Annotated in this window: 19 protein-coding genes; 10 read left to right on the forward strand and 9 right to left on the reverse strand. The window is 42.0% G+C overall.

The genetic code is table 11. The features are described 5' to 3' along the window. Window positions 1-52 precede the first annotated feature (52 nt). Both hbs and CDG60_RS10055 read right to left on the reverse strand, forming a co-directional pair. Entirely contained in the window at window positions 53-325 is a 273-nt protein-coding gene (gene hbs / locus CDG60_RS10050; protein ID WP_087512240.1) for a non-specific DNA-binding protein Hbs, read from the reverse strand. A gap of 170 nt (window positions 326-495) precedes the next feature. Continuing rightward, the gene (locus CDG60_RS10055; protein ID WP_087512241.1) at window positions 496-963 is read right to left on the reverse strand and encodes a phasin family protein; all 468 of its coding nucleotides are present in this window, start codon (window positions 961-963) and stop codon (window positions 496-498) included. A gap of 215 nt (window positions 964-1,178) precedes the next feature. Between CDG60_RS10055 and CDG60_RS10060 the strand changes: the two genes are divergently transcribed. The 8 genes from CDG60_RS10060 (at window position 1,179) to fdx (ending at window position 7,372) form a co-directional block, all read left to right on the forward strand. Continuing rightward, window positions 1,179-1,823 (forward strand): hypothetical protein, encoded by a 645-nt coding sequence (locus CDG60_RS10060; RefSeq protein ID WP_087512242.1) that lies wholly within the window; start codon window positions 1,179-1,181, stop codon window positions 1,821-1,823. Window positions 1,824-1,934: 111 nt separating this feature from the next. After that, the gene (locus CDG60_RS10065; protein ID WP_087512243.1) at window positions 1,935-2,408 is read left to right on the forward strand and encodes an Rrf2 family transcriptional regulator; all 474 of its coding nucleotides are present in this window, start codon (window positions 1,935-1,937) and stop codon (window positions 2,406-2,408) included. 1 nt (window position 2,409) lies between these two features. Continuing rightward, entirely contained in the window at window positions 2,410-3,627 is a 1,218-nt protein-coding gene (locus tag CDG60_RS10070) for an IscS subfamily cysteine desulfurase (RefSeq protein WP_087512244.1), read from the forward strand. Window positions 3,628-3,740: 113 nt separating this feature from the next. Next, window positions 3,741-4,127: a Fe-S cluster assembly scaffold IscU gene (gene iscU, locus CDG60_RS10075; RefSeq protein WP_067667749.1), complete on the forward strand. Its 387-nt coding sequence runs from the start codon at window positions 3,741-3,743 to the stop codon at window positions 4,125-4,127. A gap of 44 nt (window positions 4,128-4,171) precedes the next feature. Beyond that, complete coding sequence (iscA, locus tag CDG60_RS10080; RefSeq protein WP_087512245.1) at window positions 4,172-4,492, forward strand: iron-sulfur cluster assembly protein IscA; 321 nt, start codon at window positions 4,172-4,174, stop codon at window positions 4,490-4,492. Between the two features lie 107 nt (window positions 4,493-4,599). Beyond that, window positions 4,600-5,115: a Fe-S protein assembly co-chaperone HscB gene (gene hscB, locus CDG60_RS10085; RefSeq protein WP_087512246.1), complete on the forward strand. Its 516-nt coding sequence runs from the start codon at window positions 4,600-4,602 to the stop codon at window positions 5,113-5,115. 44 nt (window positions 5,116-5,159) lie between these two features. Beyond that, window positions 5,160-7,019: a Fe-S protein assembly chaperone HscA gene (gene hscA / locus CDG60_RS10090; RefSeq protein WP_087512247.1), complete on the forward strand. Its 1,860-nt coding sequence runs from the start codon at window positions 5,160-5,162 to the stop codon at window positions 7,017-7,019. Between the two features lie 14 nt (window positions 7,020-7,033). Further along, complete coding sequence (gene fdx, locus CDG60_RS10095) at window positions 7,034-7,372, forward strand: ISC system 2Fe-2S type ferredoxin (protein ID WP_087512248.1); 339 nt, start codon at window positions 7,034-7,036, stop codon at window positions 7,370-7,372. Between the two features lie 98 nt (window positions 7,373-7,470). On the opposite strand, the gene CDG60_RS10100 is transcribed toward fdx, so the two are convergent. The 7 genes from CDG60_RS10100 to CDG60_RS10130 form a co-directional block, all read right to left on the reverse strand. After that, entirely contained in the window at window positions 7,471-8,922 is a 1,452-nt protein-coding gene (locus CDG60_RS10100; protein ID WP_087512404.1) for an adenylate/guanylate cyclase domain-containing protein, read from the reverse strand. A 60-nt stretch (window positions 8,923-8,982) separates the two neighbouring features. After that, window positions 8,983-9,417 (reverse strand): HIT domain-containing protein, encoded by a 435-nt coding sequence (locus CDG60_RS10105; protein ID WP_087512249.1) that lies wholly within the window; start codon window positions 9,415-9,417, stop codon window positions 8,983-8,985. Between the two features lie 312 nt (window positions 9,418-9,729). Further along, the gene (gene mfd / locus CDG60_RS10110; RefSeq protein ID WP_087512250.1) at window positions 9,730-13,197 is read right to left on the reverse strand and encodes a transcription-repair coupling factor; all 3,468 of its coding nucleotides are present in this window, start codon (window positions 13,195-13,197) and stop codon (window positions 9,730-9,732) included. A gap of 88 nt (window positions 13,198-13,285) precedes the next feature. Next, window positions 13,286-13,639 (reverse strand): hypothetical protein, encoded by a 354-nt coding sequence (locus CDG60_RS10115; protein ID WP_087512405.1) that lies wholly within the window; start codon window positions 13,637-13,639, stop codon window positions 13,286-13,288. A gap of 131 nt (window positions 13,640-13,770) precedes the next feature. Continuing rightward, window positions 13,771-14,556, reverse strand: coding sequence for a glutathione S-transferase N-terminal domain-containing protein (locus CDG60_RS10120; protein WP_087512251.1), 786 nt, complete (start codon window positions 14,554-14,556; stop codon window positions 13,771-13,773). Window positions 14,557-14,585: 29 nt separating this feature from the next. Beyond that, entirely contained in the window at window positions 14,586-15,095 is a 510-nt protein-coding gene (gene rraA / locus CDG60_RS10125; protein ID WP_087512252.1) for a ribonuclease E activity regulator RraA, read from the reverse strand. 12 nt (window positions 15,096-15,107) lie between these two features. Beyond that, the gene (locus CDG60_RS10130) at window positions 15,108-15,773 is read right to left on the reverse strand and encodes an NAD(P)H-binding protein (RefSeq protein ID WP_087512253.1); all 666 of its coding nucleotides are present in this window, start codon (window positions 15,771-15,773) and stop codon (window positions 15,108-15,110) included. 214 nt (window positions 15,774-15,987) lie between these two features. Here CDG60_RS10130 and rpsT point away from each other — a divergent pair, with 214 nt between their 5' ends. Together rpsT and CDG60_RS10140 are read left to right on the forward strand one after the other, a co-directional pair. Then, the gene (gene rpsT, locus CDG60_RS10135) at window positions 15,988-16,257 is read left to right on the forward strand and encodes a 30S ribosomal protein S20 (protein WP_087512254.1); all 270 of its coding nucleotides are present in this window, start codon (window positions 15,988-15,990) and stop codon (window positions 16,255-16,257) included. A gap of 143 nt (window positions 16,258-16,400) precedes the next feature. Beyond that, the gene (locus CDG60_RS10140) at window positions 16,401-17,174 is read left to right on the forward strand and encodes a DUF3592 domain-containing protein (protein ID WP_087512255.1); all 774 of its coding nucleotides are present in this window, start codon (window positions 16,401-16,403) and stop codon (window positions 17,172-17,174) included. Window positions 17,175-17,178 lie beyond the last annotated feature (4 nt).

Below are 17,178 nucleotides of genomic sequence, written 5' to 3' on the forward strand. Positions count from 1 at the left end.
ATAATAATAAAAAACGCGCCAAACTGGCGCGTCTTCTGGCAAATACAGTTACTTATGCAACTGAATCTTTCAGACCTTTACCTGCTTTGAAGCTAGGTACTTTGCTTGCTTTAATTTCAAGCGTTGCACCAGTCTGTGGGTTACGACCAGTACGGGCAGCGCGTTCTTTAACGCTGAAAGTACCAAAACCGACTAAAGTTACTGTATCACCAGCTTTAAGTGCTTCTGTAACGGAAGCAATCGTTGCGTCGAGGGCTTTACCAGCGTCAGTCTTAGACAATCCCCCTTTTTCTGCAATCGCATCAATTAATTCTGATTTATTCATGAAGGTTACGTCCTCTTAATATCGTTTATTTAAGGTCCAGAAATATAGTTTATATTACCATAACGCCTTTATAGCAATGCTTTAGGGGTAAAGGCAATACTTGTTTTATGCATTTCTACAAAATAATGACCAAAAAATCGGTGAAAAATTGAGAAACAGATAAAGTAATTTCACTTTTCAGTGATTCTTTCTTTTATTTGCCTGTTTTCTTCAGACAAAGTGTCGACCTTTTCATGCAGCTGCATGATCAATTGTTCCAGATGCTGGATGTCCTTTACAGAAACAAGCCCGATACGGTTAAGAGAATGCGTAACCCTCTGATCAAGCAGACGTTCCACTTTGTCTTTAGTATCCGATACAGATTCTTTTGCTTTTTCCGAAACTTTCTCTACAGCCTGATCAGCTGCATCAGTCGTCCTGGATTCCAGTTCTTCACCCACCTTCACCAGTGAGTCGAACAGTTTATTACCTTCTTCTTCCGCTCTTGAAAAAGCCCCAAGACCTGCAAGCCAGATCTGTTTTGTATATTTTCTGAAATCCAGTGCAGATTTTCGTCCCTGGCGGGATTTCTGTCCTTTTTCCGGCACAGCGTCCTGTAGATCCTGATCCACTTCCACCTCTGTAGTTGCTTTATCCATCAGCAATACTCCTGCTTATTTTATAATCTGCAATACATATGCAAGACAATTTTATCCACAAAATATGGGTATAATCGCATAATATCAAATTAAAGACTTGAACGTTTTATTAAACTGTTCTACAAATCAGTTTTATTTTTTGATTTTTTGAAATCATTTTCCTACACAGGAACAGGACTTCCTGAATTCAGGAACAGGAAAAGGAACAGGCTGTTATGAGTGAAGCGCAACAAAGACAAAATCAACCACATTTGTTGCTGACATTAATGATGATTATTATTGAAACAGTTTTCACCATTATCTTGAAGCACGACAAAGTGGCAGCTCTTCAGGCAAAGAAATTTGTAGATCAGAAAATCGCTATCAAATTCAACAGCTATATCCCTTATTTTGACTTCTATGTACAGTTCAGCGAACACGGTGTGCTTTTTGACTTAAAAGCGCCTGAAAAAGCCGTTGACCTTGATATCCGCACGACCCTGATGGATCTGGTGAAAATTTTTGTTTTCGGAAACAGAAAAAGCGTCAAATCAATGCGTATAGATGGTGACAGTACATTAAAGGATGAATTTCGTGATCTTGTGCTTATATTCAGCATCCCTAAAGTTCTGTCTGACTGGAAACTCTGGTTCAGATCATCCGATGAAGATGAAGCTGTTGCTTCAAAAAAACGGATTGCTCCCCTGCTTGAGAAAATTGATCAGCAACGCTCACGGATCAATACTTTACAGGTTGAAGTGAAGCAGTATCAGAACCGTATCCGTCGCATGGAGCAGAAACAGAAGCGTATTAACATCACATTTTTTGTAACAGTCGTGCTTTTAATTGCTTTATTAGTGTATAATTTTTGGCTAGCCTAAATACTTAATTTTTTTAACGAATTAAAAATAATAGATCATTAATAAAAAACTTGACTATTTTAGTCAGGATTCTTAAAATCTACACATCCAGTACAACATGTGTATCGAATCATGCGCTTAACAACTCGCGGTCGCTACGCAGTGACTGCACTTCTTGATTTAGCTTTGCAGCCATCTGAGCAGACGATCACACTTGCAGAAATTGCAGCCCGCCAGACCATTTCAGTCGCTTATCTAGAGCAGTTATTTGCAAAATTAAAGCGTCATGGCCTGGTTTCCAGTGTCCGAGGTGCAAATGGTGGTTATCACCTTGCACGCAGCGCAGAAGAAATTACAGTGTTGGAAATCATTGAAGCTGTAAATGAAACTGTCGATGCGACCCGTTGTGACCATAAAGGAAACTGCCAGAATGGTGCAATGTGCCTGACTCACGACTTATGGCATGAACTCTCCCACCACATTGCCGATTATCTTGCAAAGATCACCCTGGCTGACCTTGTAGCCCGTGACAACGTTCAGACCGTTGCCATCCGCCAGAATACAACCAGTTTTGATTCAGCTTTATTATCGGTTACAGGTATTTGACATGAAACGTCCTATTTATCTCGACTACGCAGCAACAACCCCTGTCGATCCTCAAGTTGCAGAACGCATGATGGAATGCTTAACTTTTGACGGGACTTTCGGTAATGCTGCATCACGCTCTCATGCGTATGGTTGGCAGGCAGAAGAAAAAGTTGAATATGCCCGTGAGCAGATCGCAAACCTGATTAAAGCAGATCCACGTGAAATCGTATGGACTTCTGGTGCTACGGAATCTGACAACCTTGCACTTAAAGGTATTGCTCAGTTCTACGGCTCAAAAGGTAAACACATTATTACAAGTAAAATTGAACATAAAGCCATTCTTGATACTTGCCGCGAGCTTGAAGAAGAAGGTTTCGAAATTACTTATCTTGAACCAGAACCACGTACCGGTCTGATTACACCTGAAATGGTAAAAGCAGCTCTGCGTGCTGACACCATTCTTGTTTCCCTGATGATGGTAAACAATGAAATCGGTACTGTCACTGATGTTGCTGCCATTGGTCAACTGACCCGCGCCAACAAAACATATTTCCACGTCGATGCTGCTCAGGCTGCAGGTAAAGTAGAAATTGATCTTTCAACCATGAAAGTTGATCTGATGAGTTTCTCTGGGCACAAAGTTTATGGTCCTAAAGGCATTGGTGCACTGTTTGTACGCCGCAGTCCTCGTGTCCGTATCAAAGCTCAAATGCATGGTGGTGGTCATGAACGTGGTATGCGTTCTGGTACACTTGCGACTCACCAGATTGTTGGTATGGGTGAAGCATTTGAAATCGCAGGAAAAACCATGGCTGCTGAACAGGCTCGCTTACGTGTTCTGCGCGACAAATTATGGAATGGCTTACAGGAAATGGAACAGGTTTTCCTGAACGGACATCCTGAACACAATGTAGCCAACTATCTGAATGTCAGCTTCAACTTTGTTGAAGGCGAATCACTGATGATGGCGCTTAAAGATGTAGCTGTATCTTCTGGTTCAGCATGTACATCTGCAACACTTGAACCATCATACGTTCTTCGTGCGCTTGGTCTGTCTGATGAGCTTGCTCACAGTTCAATCCGCTTCAGCTTTGGTAAATACACCACTGAAGAAGATATTGATCACGTGATTGCCATTTCCAAAGCTGCGGTTGAAAAGTTACGTGAACTTTCACCACTTTGGGACATGTACAAAGACGGTATCGACTTAAATTCTGTAGAATGGGCTGAACACTGATTTTCAGCCTTACTCTAAAGGCATTTTATTGAAATTCAGTAAAATGCCCCCATATTATTTAGCATGTAGCAATACATATTTTTAACGCTGACCCCGAGGTTTGGAGAAGCATCATGGCTTATAGTGAAAAAGTAATTGATCATTACGAAAACCCTCGTAATGTTGGTGTTCTGGATAAAAATGCTGAAAACGTTGGTACAGGTATGGTCGGCGCACCTGCATGTGGTGACGTTATGCGTTTACAGATTCAGGTCGATGATAATGGCGTGATTGAAGAAGCACGTTTCAAGACTTACGGCTGTGGTTCTGCAATTGCATCCAGCTCGCTGGTAACTGAATGGCTCAAAGGTAAAACTCTGGATCAGGCTCAGGCAATTAAAAACATTGATATTGCGACTGAACTTGCTCTGCCACCGGTGAAAGTACACTGCTCTGTACTTGCAGAAGATGCAATCAAAGCAGCTGTGGAAGATTACCGCAGTAAAAAGACTAAAGCTTAACAGCAGTCTGGATTTTAAACAGAACATAAATTAACGGAGTTTTCATGATCCATTTAACTGAACATGCTGCAACGCATATCAGCAATTACCTGAAAAATCGTGGTAAGGGTGAAGGAATTCGTCTTGGTGTGAAAACTTCCGGCTGTTCTGGTCTGGCTTATGTACTCGAGTTCGTAGATGATATCGACACACATGATCAGATGTTTGAACAGTTCGGTGTTAAAGTTTTTGTAGACCCGAAAAGCCTCGTTTATCTTGATGGTATGGAAATGGACTATGTTAAAAATGGTCTAAATGAAGGCTTCGAGTTCAATAATCCAAACAAAAAAGGTGAATGCGGTTGCGGTGAATCCTTTACCGTTTAAATTTATGCACCTTTTTCATTAAAACAGTGCAATGCACTGTTTTAATTACATTTACAGCAATATTTTTGTATTACCTGTCAAACACATCATTGTGGATGAATCCTCCCATGAGTCATTTTGAGCTGTTCAACCTCCCTGTCGCACTTGATCTTGATCCTGCCATTCTAAAATCCAGTTTTCTTGCATTACAGCAACAGTTTCATCCCGATAAAGCTTCCGATAAAGATACAGCCCTGATTAAATCCAGCGAAATCAACCAGGCTTATAAAGTGCTTGCCAATGTAGACAGCCGTGCTGCATATTTACTGGCGCTGAAAAAGCAGGACCATCATCTTGATCAGTCCATTAATGATTTTGAGTTTTTACAGTCAGCGCTTGAAATTCGTGAACAGCTGGATGAAGCGGCTGACAGCAAAGAACTTCAGTCACTGAAAATTGAAGTACAGCAATGGATTGATGGTCTTGTCCGCGAGTTCAAAATTGATTATGACGATGAAGATTGGGCTGAAGCCCGTGATGCTGTACGTAAACTGCGTTTTTTCCAGAAAGTGATGAATGATATCGACAAAGCAGAAGACCAGTTGCTTGATGATGACAGTTTCAATCTGGACGACGAATTTTAATTTTTGATTTCACTTTTTGATATTTTTTGTTAAGGATGTAACCCATGGCACTCTTGCAAATTGCAGAACCCGGACAATCAAGTGCGCCACACGAACACCGCATTGCAATTGGAATTGACTTAGGCACAACCCACTCCCTGGTTGCTACCCTGCTGTCAGGTAAAGCAAAAGTTCTGAACGATGAACAAGGTCGGGTGTTACTTCCTTCAATTGTTCACTATTCTAAAAATTCAACTGAATATGGCGATGCTGCAAAGCCATTTATGACGACTGACCCTAAAAATACAATCGTTTCAGTAAAACGTTTCATGGGTCGTTCAAAGTCTGATATTAAGTTCCAGCACCCGTATGTGCTTGTGGGCGAAGATAACCAGATGCCTGCTTTTGAAACTGCACAGGGACGCAAAACACCTGTTGAAATATCAGCAGAGATTTTAAAGCAGCTGAAAGACCGTGCAGAATCAAGCCTGAAAAACCCTGTAAACGGTGCTGTAATTACAGTACCTGCCTACTTTGATGAAGCTCAGCGCCAGGCAACCCGTGATGCCGCTCAGCTTGCAGGCTTAAATGTTCTGCGTTTGCTGAATGAGCCGACAGCAGCAGCTGTTGCCTATGGACTGGATCAGGAAACAGGTCTGGCAACTAACCAGAACTATGTGATTTATGATCTGGGTGGCGGTACTTTTGATGTCTCCATTCTGCGTTTCTCACAAGGTGTCTTTGAAGTTCTGGCGACTGGTGGACATACTGCACTCGGTGGTGATGACCTTGACCGTCTGATTGTCAAATGGGCTAAAAAACAGCTGAATATTGAAACATTGGATGATGCCGAATATGCTCACTTTATTGTGACTGCCCGCAAAGCCAAAGAAGCACTTTCAGATACCGATTCGGTAGAAATGAAACTGCTCGATCAAAAGCTGACACTGAACCGTCAGACTTTTGAAGAAATCATTCAGGTTGCATTGGATAAAACCATCAGTGTCTGCAAACGTGTTTTACGTGATGCAAAACTTGAACTGACGGATATTCAGAATGTGGTTCTGGTGGGTGGCTCAACCCGCTCTTACGCTGTTCAGAATGCCATCCGCGATGTATTTAATCAGGAACCACTGTGTACCATCAACCCTGATGAAGTTGTCGCCATTGGTGCAGCAATCACTGCCAATCAACTGATTGGAAACTCTCAGGACGGTTCCTTACTGCTTGATGTTACTCCGTTGTCACTTGGTCTTGAAACCATGGGTGGACTGGTTGAGCGATTGATTTCACGTAACACCCCTATTCCTGTCGCACGCCGTCAGGAATTCACCACCTATCAGGATGGTCAGACTGCCATGCTGATTCATGTTGTTCAGGGTGAGCGCGATCTGGTTGAGCATTGCCGAAGCCTCGGGCGTTTTGTTCTGCGTGGTATTCCACCAATGACTGCCGGTCAGGCCCGTATTGAAGTCACCTTCCAGGTCGATGCAGATGGACTGCTTTTTGTGTCTGCCAAAGAAACCTCTTCAGGTGTTCACGCTCAGATTGATATCAAACCATCCTATGGTCTTTCTGAAGATGACACTCAACGTTTATTGCTGGATGGTTATAAGTTTGCTGAAGAAGACAAAAATTTACGCCATCTGAATGAAACAAAAGTTGAAGCCCGTCGTGAACTTGAAGCCCTTGAACAGGCTTTAAAAGCTGATGCAAAACTCCTGAACAGCGAGCAGCTGTCGAGTCTGAATCAGGCAGCTGATATTTTAAAATCTCAGCTTGAAACAGATGATATTAAAAACATTGAAGAAGCCGTACAACAGCTTAAAATACACAGTGATGCTTTTGCTGCTGCCCGCATGAATCAACATATTGATCATGCACTGAAAGGCACTAAGCTGGATGACTGGTCAAACTCAAACTAATCAAGGTCAAAACTATGCCACGTATCAAAGTATTACCACATGCGACAATTTGCCCAAATGGTGCTGAGTTTGAAGTTGAAGCCAACAGCAACCTGTGTCAAAGCCTGCTGGACAATGGTATTAAAATTGAGCATGCCTGTGATATGTCTAAAGCATGCACCACCTGTCACGTCGTGGTTCGTAAAGGTTTCGATGAACTCGAAGAAATGGATGATGTAGAAGCGGATCTGCTTGACCGTGCCTGGGGTCTGGAACCTGATTCACGCTTATCCTGCCAGGTGAAAATCACAGATGAAGACATGGAAATTGAAATTCCCAAATACACGATTAACCATGCTTCAGAAAATCACTGATATTCTGTAGAAATATTGAATGTTAAAAAACCACTCCATGAGAGTGGTTTTTTATTGCCTGGATTCAGCATCTGTTATGAAATGGATCGTATTAAAAACTATTTAACTTCATCTACAATAATTTCATCTTCCAGTTTCAGCTTCACAATTCCCTGAGAGTTCATCAGTTTCTGCTGGGTATGGATACGTTTGATCATTTTTTCCAGAACATTAATCAGTTCAGGATACTCAAAGTTCTGAACTTCATCCAGATTGAGCAACAGATGAAATCCTTTATATTCATAATCAAACCAACGCTGATAATCAGACTTACTGGCGGTGTATTTTTCCATAACCTGCCAGGTACGCACAGGACCATTAATCCCTTTCAGAAAAATAGGAGCTTTGGGCGCACAAAGATAATCATTTTTAATTAATTTATAGGTTTCATCAGACAGCAGGATTTCATCCACTTCAGCTGCGCTTTGCAGTCTTGCAGCAAGGTTGGCATCCCGTCCAACAATGGTATATGCCATTCGATGCGCAGCACCGTAATTCCCCACGTGACAGTAACCCGTACTGATACCCATACGTATATGCAATGGAGGATAACCCATCTTAATCCAGCGTTCCCGTAACAGCTTCATCTGCTGACGCATGGCAATTGCCATTTCCACACAGGTTTTTGCATCCTGCTCGACGCCCTGAGTGGTCGGATCGCCAAAAAAGATCAGGATTGCATCACCCATGAACTTATCAACGGTTGCTTCGTACTGTTTTGCGATCTCAGTCATATGACTCAGATAGTCATTTAAGAGGAACGCAAGATCATCAGGAATCAGCGTTTCTGACAGCTCAGTAAAACCCTGAATATCTGAAAAGAAAATTGTCATTTTCTTACGTTTGTATTCAATTTTGGCTTCGGCTTCACCTTTCATGATGGACTGCCACAGCTGCAAAGGCGCATAACGGCTCAGCTGATTGGCAAATTCCATATAACGGTTCATCTGTGCGTAGTAATAGTCCTTACGCCCAATCGAATAACGGATGCGCTTGCTCTGATAGACACTGCCCACACCGAAATATGTGATCATGCACAGAAAAGCGAGTACAGTCAGCTCACTGGATGTGTGCTCAAAGTATTCACCGAATCCAAATACAAAAATATTGCAGATATAAAAGACGGTAGCCCCAATCAGGCTTGCCAGCGAAGCAACCACAAAGGATGTTCTGATATTGATTGCGGTATACAGCAGTACAAAAATTGCTGCAAAAGTCAGTACAAGATTGAGATGTACAGCTGACAGACAGATCGCAACGACCACAATATCAATAATAAACATGACATTGGCACGTATGCGGTTATTGAAACGGTACTGAAGCCAGTGAGACAGTTTTGGAATTATCAGAATCAAAAAACCCAGAAACAATGGCAGATAGATCTGATAATTTGTATCTGGGGAGGTGTAATAATAAACAACCAATATCAGAGATAGCATTGTATACCCCATCAAACGATGAAGGTAATCAAACTGCTTCGGCTCTCGTTCCATCCAGCTGTCCAATGACACCACTTTTCACCCCTTTCGGACTTTACAGTTACACATCCCTATGCAACCGAAATGTGAATATCAATCCATGCGCCAGTCAAACGGCATATCACCCTGACCGCGCAGTGCCAGCATCAGCGTCTGGCGCATATGTGCCAGTACTTCATTGTTATATGGAACTGCTGGCGTACCCCATACAGGTTTTGGCCATGCAACATCATTCTGATAACGTACAACGTGATGGAAATGCAACTGTGGAACCATGTTACCTAAAGCAGCTACATTCATTTTGTCTGCACGGAACACACGTGATAACTGACTGGATAACCAGCTTGATTCGCGTAAAAACTGTTCCTGATCCGCCTGGCTGAGTTCGTATAATTCTGTAACACCAGGTACACGTGGAATAAGAATCAACCACGGGAACTGCATATCATTCATTAAACGACATGTTGACAGCGGAAAATCGCCTACAAAAAAAGTATCTTGAGCAAGTTGTGGATGCAAACTAAACATATCTTTATAAATGATGCAAAATTAGAATGATGACCAATACTATCACATACAAATCAGTGTGAATATTCCATAGAGCGTGTTTCAATGCAAATAAAGCTATATTTGCTTTGAAATCCATCACACTTCAACTTTAATAAATTATCTAAAAAAATCAAGAACTTCTTTCCGCTTATTTTCCTGATTTCAATCGTTTAAAATAATCATATAGTTTTCAGATACTTTCAGGAAGTCTCTGTATTTTTCCCTGTTCCCACCTATAGGCTCATGACACGCATAACAGAGCTTCCTTCTGAAAGTATCAGATCAATCAGACTACGGCTTAAGCCCTGATTCACTGACCAGACTGTTCAGCAGATCACTGATAAATCTGATCCGTTTTTCATACTCTTCCATCATGACCATGACCCTCAGTCGCTGCCCGCCTTCCATTCGGAACCAGGTCGGATGCTTCTGCATCATCTGAATAATGGTGATTGCCTGTACGGGAGTGTCTGGTGAAAATTCAATAGAACCGCCGTTTGCACTCAGATCAATTTTAGTAATTTCAAGTTTTTCCGCTATGATTCGAACCTGATGCACACTGAAAAGCTGTTTGACCTGTACAGGTGGCACACCAAAACGGTCAATCAGTTCCATACGGATATGATCCAGTTTTTCCTGAGTATTTGCATTACTGATACGCTTATAGAACATCAGACGCTGATGGACATCACCCAGATATTCATCGGGGATCAGCGCAGGCATATGCAGGTTGATTTCCGCTGTCAGTGACAATGGTGCATCGAAATTTGGAGTTTTTCCGTTCTGAATGGCTTTGGTCGCCTTTTCAAGCATTTCCATATACAGACTGTAGCCTATTGCCTGCATGGAACCACTTTGCTGTTCGCCCAGCAGTTCACCTGCTCCACGGATTTCCAGATCTTCGGTCGCAAGCATGAAACCGGCACCCAGCGTAGATGCCCGGCTGATGGCATCCAGACGCTTTTCAGCATCACCTTTCAAACCTTTGATTGAAGGTACCATGAGGTAAGCATAGGCCTGATGATGTGAACGTCCGACCCGCCCACGCAGCTGATGCAGCTGAGCCAGTCCGAGTTTATCTGCCCGCTCAATAATGATGGTATTGGCATTTGGTACATCAATACCTGTCTCAATAATGGTTGAACAGACCAGGACATTAAATTCTTTATGGTAGAACTGCTGCATGACCTGCTCCAGTTCACGCTCACGCATCTGACCATGTGCAACAGCAACACGGGCTTCTGGCACCAGGTTACGGATATTTTCCGCAGCACGTTCAATCGTATCCACTTCATTATGAAGAATATAGACCTGCCCACCACGCAGCAATTCACGCAGAATCGCTTCTTTCATTGTTTCATCGGTCTGTTCATTGACAAATGTTTTGACTGCAAGACGACGTGCTGGAGGCGTTGCAATAATAGATAAATCACGCATGCCGCTGAATGCCATATTCAACGTCCGTGGAATCGGAGTTGCCGTCAGGGTCAGCATATCCACATCTGCACGCATCGCTTTAATACGCTCTTTATCACGTACGCCAAAGCGATGCTCCTCATCGACAATCATCAGCCCTAAATTTTTAAACTGGATATTTTCCTGCAGAATTTTATGTGTGCCAATCACAATATCTACTTTGCCATCAGCAAGATCTTCAATGGTTCTGGTATGTGCTTTACTTGTTCCGAAGCGGGACAGAACCTCTATGCGGATAGGCCAGTCAGCAAAACGGTCTTTGAAAGATTCATAATGCTGCTGCGCCAGCAAGGTTGTCGGCACAAGTACTGCGACCTGCTTATTGTTCTGAACAGCTACAAATGCAGCCCGCATCGCGACTTCAGTCTTACCAAAGCCCACATCACCACAGACCAGTCGGTCCATCGGTTTGGCCAGCTGCATGTCATAAAGTGTGGCTTCGATGGCATTCGCCTGATCCAGCGTTTCTTCATAAGCAAAACCACTTGAAAACTGCATATAGCTGCTTTGCTCAAGTTCAAAACTGATCCCAGGTTTTGCCTGACGACGTGCCTGAATATGCAGTAGTTCTGCTGCTACATCGTGAATCTGCTCCAGTGCTTTACGTTTGGCTTTGTTCCAGGCATCTGTGCCCAGTTTGTGTAGAGGTGCAAGATCAGGATCTCCGCCACTGAAGCGACTGATCAGATGCAGGTTGGTCACAGGAACATAGACTTTAGCTTCATCTGCATAATTCAGCTGTAAAAACTCGTAGTCCTGATCATCAATATTCAGCGTGATCAGACCTGCATAACGCCCAACACCATGATCAATATGTACAACAGGCGCACCAATACTTAGCTCTGTCAGACTGCGAACCAGAAACTCTTCAGAAACTTCATGCTGACGTTTACGACGGCGTTGAACCACTCGATGTTCATACAGCTGATTCTCTGAAATAACCGAAAGATGATCTGTAATGACCAGCCCCCGATCCAGAGGTGCATTGGTGATTGCTACTGAAAAATGTGATTGCTGAAATTCAGCAAAGTTACTGACTACAGGAATTTCACCCAGCGCTGGGCGTAAAGCATCTTTCAGGGTTTCACGGCGTCCTGCACTTTCTGCCACCAGCAATACAGGATGATTTGCGTCATCAATATATTTTTTGACGGCTGAAAAAGGTTTTTCCTGCTTCGGATCTACAGCTAAGCGTGGCGGTTGTTCTGCTGATAAATTCAATGCACCTGAACGGATTTCCACAACTTCTGTATCTGCAATGATGCGCGGAAACTGATTCAGAAATTCAAAGATCTGATTGGGCTGTAAAAAAATCTGTTCAGGCGGTAGTAAGGGCTGATTCACATTATGACGGCGGTCTTCATAACGGCGCATCACATCTTTCCAGAAACTGGTCAACCCATCTTCCAGATGCTTATCTGTAATGACAACCGCATTACCAGGTAAGTACGATGTGAGACTGCTTTGGATCTGCATAGACTCAGCACTGAAGAACAATGGGAAATAAAAGTCCAGCCCTGGTGATGCAATACCTTCCATGACATCCTGATATATTGGATTTTTCTTGGGATTTGCAGTTGGAAAACTTTCTGCATAACGATCACGAAAGGTAGAGCGTGCTTCTTTCAGTGGAAATTCTTTGGCAGGAAGAACAGTAAAACTCTCTATTTTTGTTGTTGTTCTCTGGGTTTCAGGATCAAAAAATTTCAGCGTATCAATTTCATTATCAAACAGGTCTATACGGATCGGAGCATCCTGTCCAGATGCATAAATATCCATAATACTGCCTCGCACAGCAAATTCGCCATGATCATAAACAGTATCCACAAGATGATAACCTGCCTGAATCAGTCGCAGTTTCTGCTGCTCCAGATCAAATGTCTGACCGATTTTAATATCGAAATGTTCACCCAGTACCCACGATGTCGGTGCTACACGCTGAGCCAGTGTAGTCGCTGAAACAAGCAGAATACCCGACTGAGGCATGTTGGATAAAATTGAAAGGCGTTCAGATACAATATCCTGGTGTGGAGAAAGTCGATCATAAGGCAAAATTTCCCAGTCTGGGAAAATAGTCGGTTTTATGCCATAAAACTCAAGTTCACTTTCCAGTTGCCCCAGATGCTGATTGTTTCTTGCCACCAGTACAAATAACTGGCTGGATTTTTCTGAAATTTCCTTGAACAGTAATGCAGCTGATGAACCAAGCATGGAACCAATCCAGCGTTTTTCACCAGCTTTGAGTTGTTTTAAATTCAGTTCGGAAATTTCTTGTGTAAACATAATTGCTTTGGGTCAGAATGACATGGGCGATAGTTTAACATGATGCATCAAAGGCAAGCATTCATTTCATGACTAAGTTCAGTGAGTATCAACGATCCCGTCTGAACTGTTTATAGTAGTCATTCAACTTAAAAATCACAGTCTTCAGCTGTTGCAGATTTTCTTCGTTATTGCCTAAACGAGCCACATAACGACCTGATGCAATTTCCAGATCTATTTTTTCATTGATCAGAATAGCTTTATAAAAAAGTTCTTTTAAATCATCAAAATTATTCAGTTTACGGTTAGAAAAATATTCCAGCCGTTCAGATAGACTGTTGGCAACAATTCCATCGACAATAAAACCCCGCTCAGCATCTATCTGAATATTATTTTTTTCTAAAAACTCAAGTTCAGCTTTCGCCTCTTTACCTTTAAATAAATCAGCAATTCTGTTCAACATCTGATATTCCAGCATTCCAAGCAATAATTCAGTTTAGTCTGATTTAAACCCATATAAAAGTATAGATATGCTTAGGCTATTTTATTCCAATGGTAAAAAAAGCATCCTTTCGGATGCTTCATGACGCAAGATTATGCATATCTACGTTTTAAATAATCCACAATAACCTCAGATTCAAAAAGTTTTGCACCTGTATTAGGATCTTCCAGATAAGGCACCTGAATATCTTTTTTATGACGCCCCATGACTGGAACTACTTTTTCACGTTTTCCTCCGGCCAGAGGAATATATTTGCCTGGTTTTAAACGTAAAACCGATGGTCCCTGATCCTGCCAGCGTTCTTTTGCTACGTTATGAAAAACAAAAGGCAGTTCCAGTTCGGTCAGAATCCCACGCACGATACGGGTATATGGACTAGCTTCAAAACCCCACAGTTCCAGAAGCTGTTCAGGTGTTTCACGGTTTATAATTTTTTTATTGACCCAGACACCCCGTGCGCCATTCAACAGCGTTCCTGCTAAAGCAACGACTGGATATTTTGGATAATGTGCATATTTTTCAGGCGTTTTGCCACTTTTACCATAATGCTGAAACAGGTAATGAATAATATCCTGTGATTCATACATGGCTGTGCCGGTATTTTCATCTACAAAATACGGAAAACGCAGTTTACCGCCTTGCTCTTTGACGATTTTACGGAATTTAGTACCGCCTTTTGGACATGGATACACTTCATAATCCAGGTTCAGCAAAGTCATCACTTCGCGGACACGGCGACAAAATGGTGAACCTTCAAACTCATACAGTTTTAACGCTTTTTCAGGTTGAACTGGAAATGCGGTTCCGTTTGCTCCACGACCACCTTCTGTCAGCGAAGTCGCCAAAGCCTGAATGACTTTGATTTGATGATGCACCATTTTGTTATCTCCAGGCTTTGCGCCTATTTTTATAAATCGACCAGTTTTTCTTTGGATACAACAATTCCGTTATTGTCTGCATAGACATAATCACCAGAACTGAATGTTACGCTGCCAAAATACAGTGAAACATCAACCTCGCCTATGCCTTTACGGTTACTTTTTTGAGGAATTGAAGCCAATGCATGTACTCCCAGATCGAGTTCTGCAATTGCGTCAACATCTCGGACACATCCGTAAATAATCACACCATTCCAGTTATTTTTTACAGCAGATTCAGCAATCATGTCACCCATCAGTGCGCAGCGCATTGATGCACCACCATCCACAACAAGTACTTTCCCTTTGCCATCTGTAGCAAGCAACTCTTTGACACGTGAGTTATCTTCAAAACATTTTACAGTGACAATCTGACCACCAAAACTTTTACGCGCGCCATAGCTACGGAAAAAACGACCATCGAGCGATGGAATCAGAGTCTGAATATCTTTTTCAGGATGATCATCAAGTAAATCACAGGTAACGAATGCAACAGTCATGCTTATTTCCTTTTATATGGATTTTTGTATGCGTAAATTATCATAAATTTCAAATGGCTTTTCCTGCTTTTGTGCAGCCTCGACCATAGTATGAGCCACCTGTTCAGCAGTAACAGGCTTATATTTAAATGAATCTGGAACCAGATAAGCGAATTTTCTGTACAGCTTCTGTGTCGCATCTTCAAGTGTACGCTGTTCAGAACGCTCACCCAGCAACAGTGATGGACGTACGATAGACACCTTACTCAGTTGCAATGCCTGAACATGATCTTCAAGTTGTCCTTTGACCTGATTATAAAAAATTTTAGATCCAGCTTTAGCCCCCATGGCACTGACCAGAAGATAATGTGTCGCTGTTTCTTCAAACAGATCGGCAAAATGTGCATTGATTTCAAAATCAATATTATAAAATACTGATTTCGACCCTGCTTTTTTTATCGTACTCCCAAGACAACTGAAAGCATGGCTATAACCATTTACATCTTCATCATTCAGTAACAGAAAATCAGACAGAACCAGCTGTTCAACTTTATTTAAACTTTTAAACAGCTCATCTTCATGTCGGACCACTGCTGTTATCTTTTTACATGAAGGTAGCTGGTTCAGTTGTTTCAGCAGCTCTCTGCCCACCAGACCCGTTGCCCCGATCACGATTGCACTTTCAATTGATTTTGTCATTTTTTAACCACTCACTCCCTCTCAGCACTAATCTAACGATTTAATTCAAAAAAATCTTCATCTAAAATGTTGCCAAAGTATGTCAAGGCTTGACTTCCGTGCTCTATTTAATCACAATATGGCACTTGTTTACGGGCTGGTGAAAATTCTCTGATGTAGGTTTTCAGATGTAATTTCAGCCCGCCCAGACCAATCTATTTCAAGGAGTGCACGAGTGGCAAACTCTGCTCAAGCAAAAAAACGTGCTCGTCAAAACGTTAAAGCACGTAAACACAACGCTAGCTTACGTTCTATGGTTCGTACTTATATCAAACGTACAGTAGCTGCTATTGCAGCTGGTGAACATGCTGCTGCTGCTGAAGCATACAAAGTAGCGGTTCCTGTAATCGACCGTATGGCTGATAAAGGCATCATCCATAAAAACAAAGCTGCTCGTCATAAGAGCCGTTTAAATGCACAAGTTAAAGCATTAGTTGCTAAATAATTTTGCATTTGAAAAAAGCCCGCAAGGGCTTTTTTTATACCTGAAATAAATTCACCCTGATAAAAACGACACAATTAAAAACGAATTTCATCGGCATCATCTTCTATACTCTCAAAATTAAAACCCCATGATAAAAATGAATAATGACAACATCTGGCTATATTTTTGTAATCTGCTTTTTTCTGTTGGTGATCTGGTCAAGATGGCTGGCAATCAGACTGATCCGCAAAAGCAACACGGATACTTCTGAAAAAATCACCCTCAGCACATATATTTTTCCAGCACTGATTATTTTTGTCATTTCATCACTGGTTATTCCCTTTTCCTTTTTCATTCCACAGTCAGTGTACAACCTGTTCAGTAAACCAGCCTACGAAGCAACCATACAGGGCTACAGCAGCGAATGGGGCAATAACCCTGGTAAAGGTGGCAACCGAATCCTGATGTATCACAGTTATGTCAGTTTTCAGACTGAAGACGGTATGGTCCACAAAGACATACCCACCGATATACGCTCTGGAGGAAGACCTGTCATTGGAGATAAAGTTACGATTGTCTATACGCCAGGTGATAAAAGAGTCGGAGAAAAGTCTGCCCGTAGTGGTCTGCTGCTTTTTGCAGGCGGTTTAATGACATTCATGATGGCAATGGTGCTTTATACGCTATTTTCTTATGCCATGGATTTCAAAACAAAGTCTTTAGGGAATCTCTGGAGTTTTCTGCTTCTTCGGGTCATGATCCCATTTGCAACATTTGGCATGTTTGCACTGCTTCTGAGTGTTGTTTATAAATATATTTTTTTAGGAAATCCTGCAAATGATCCTGTGATCGTACCGATTCTTTGTGGATTTTTTGCATTTTCATTATTACCACTGATGATTTTACTGGTGCGCCCCAGATCAAAACATACAGAATAAGCCC

Origin of the sequence: Acinetobacter chinensis (assembly GCF_002165375.2) — a bacterium.
Classification (GTDB): Bacteria; Pseudomonadota; Gammaproteobacteria; order Pseudomonadales; family Moraxellaceae; genus Acinetobacter; species Acinetobacter chinensis.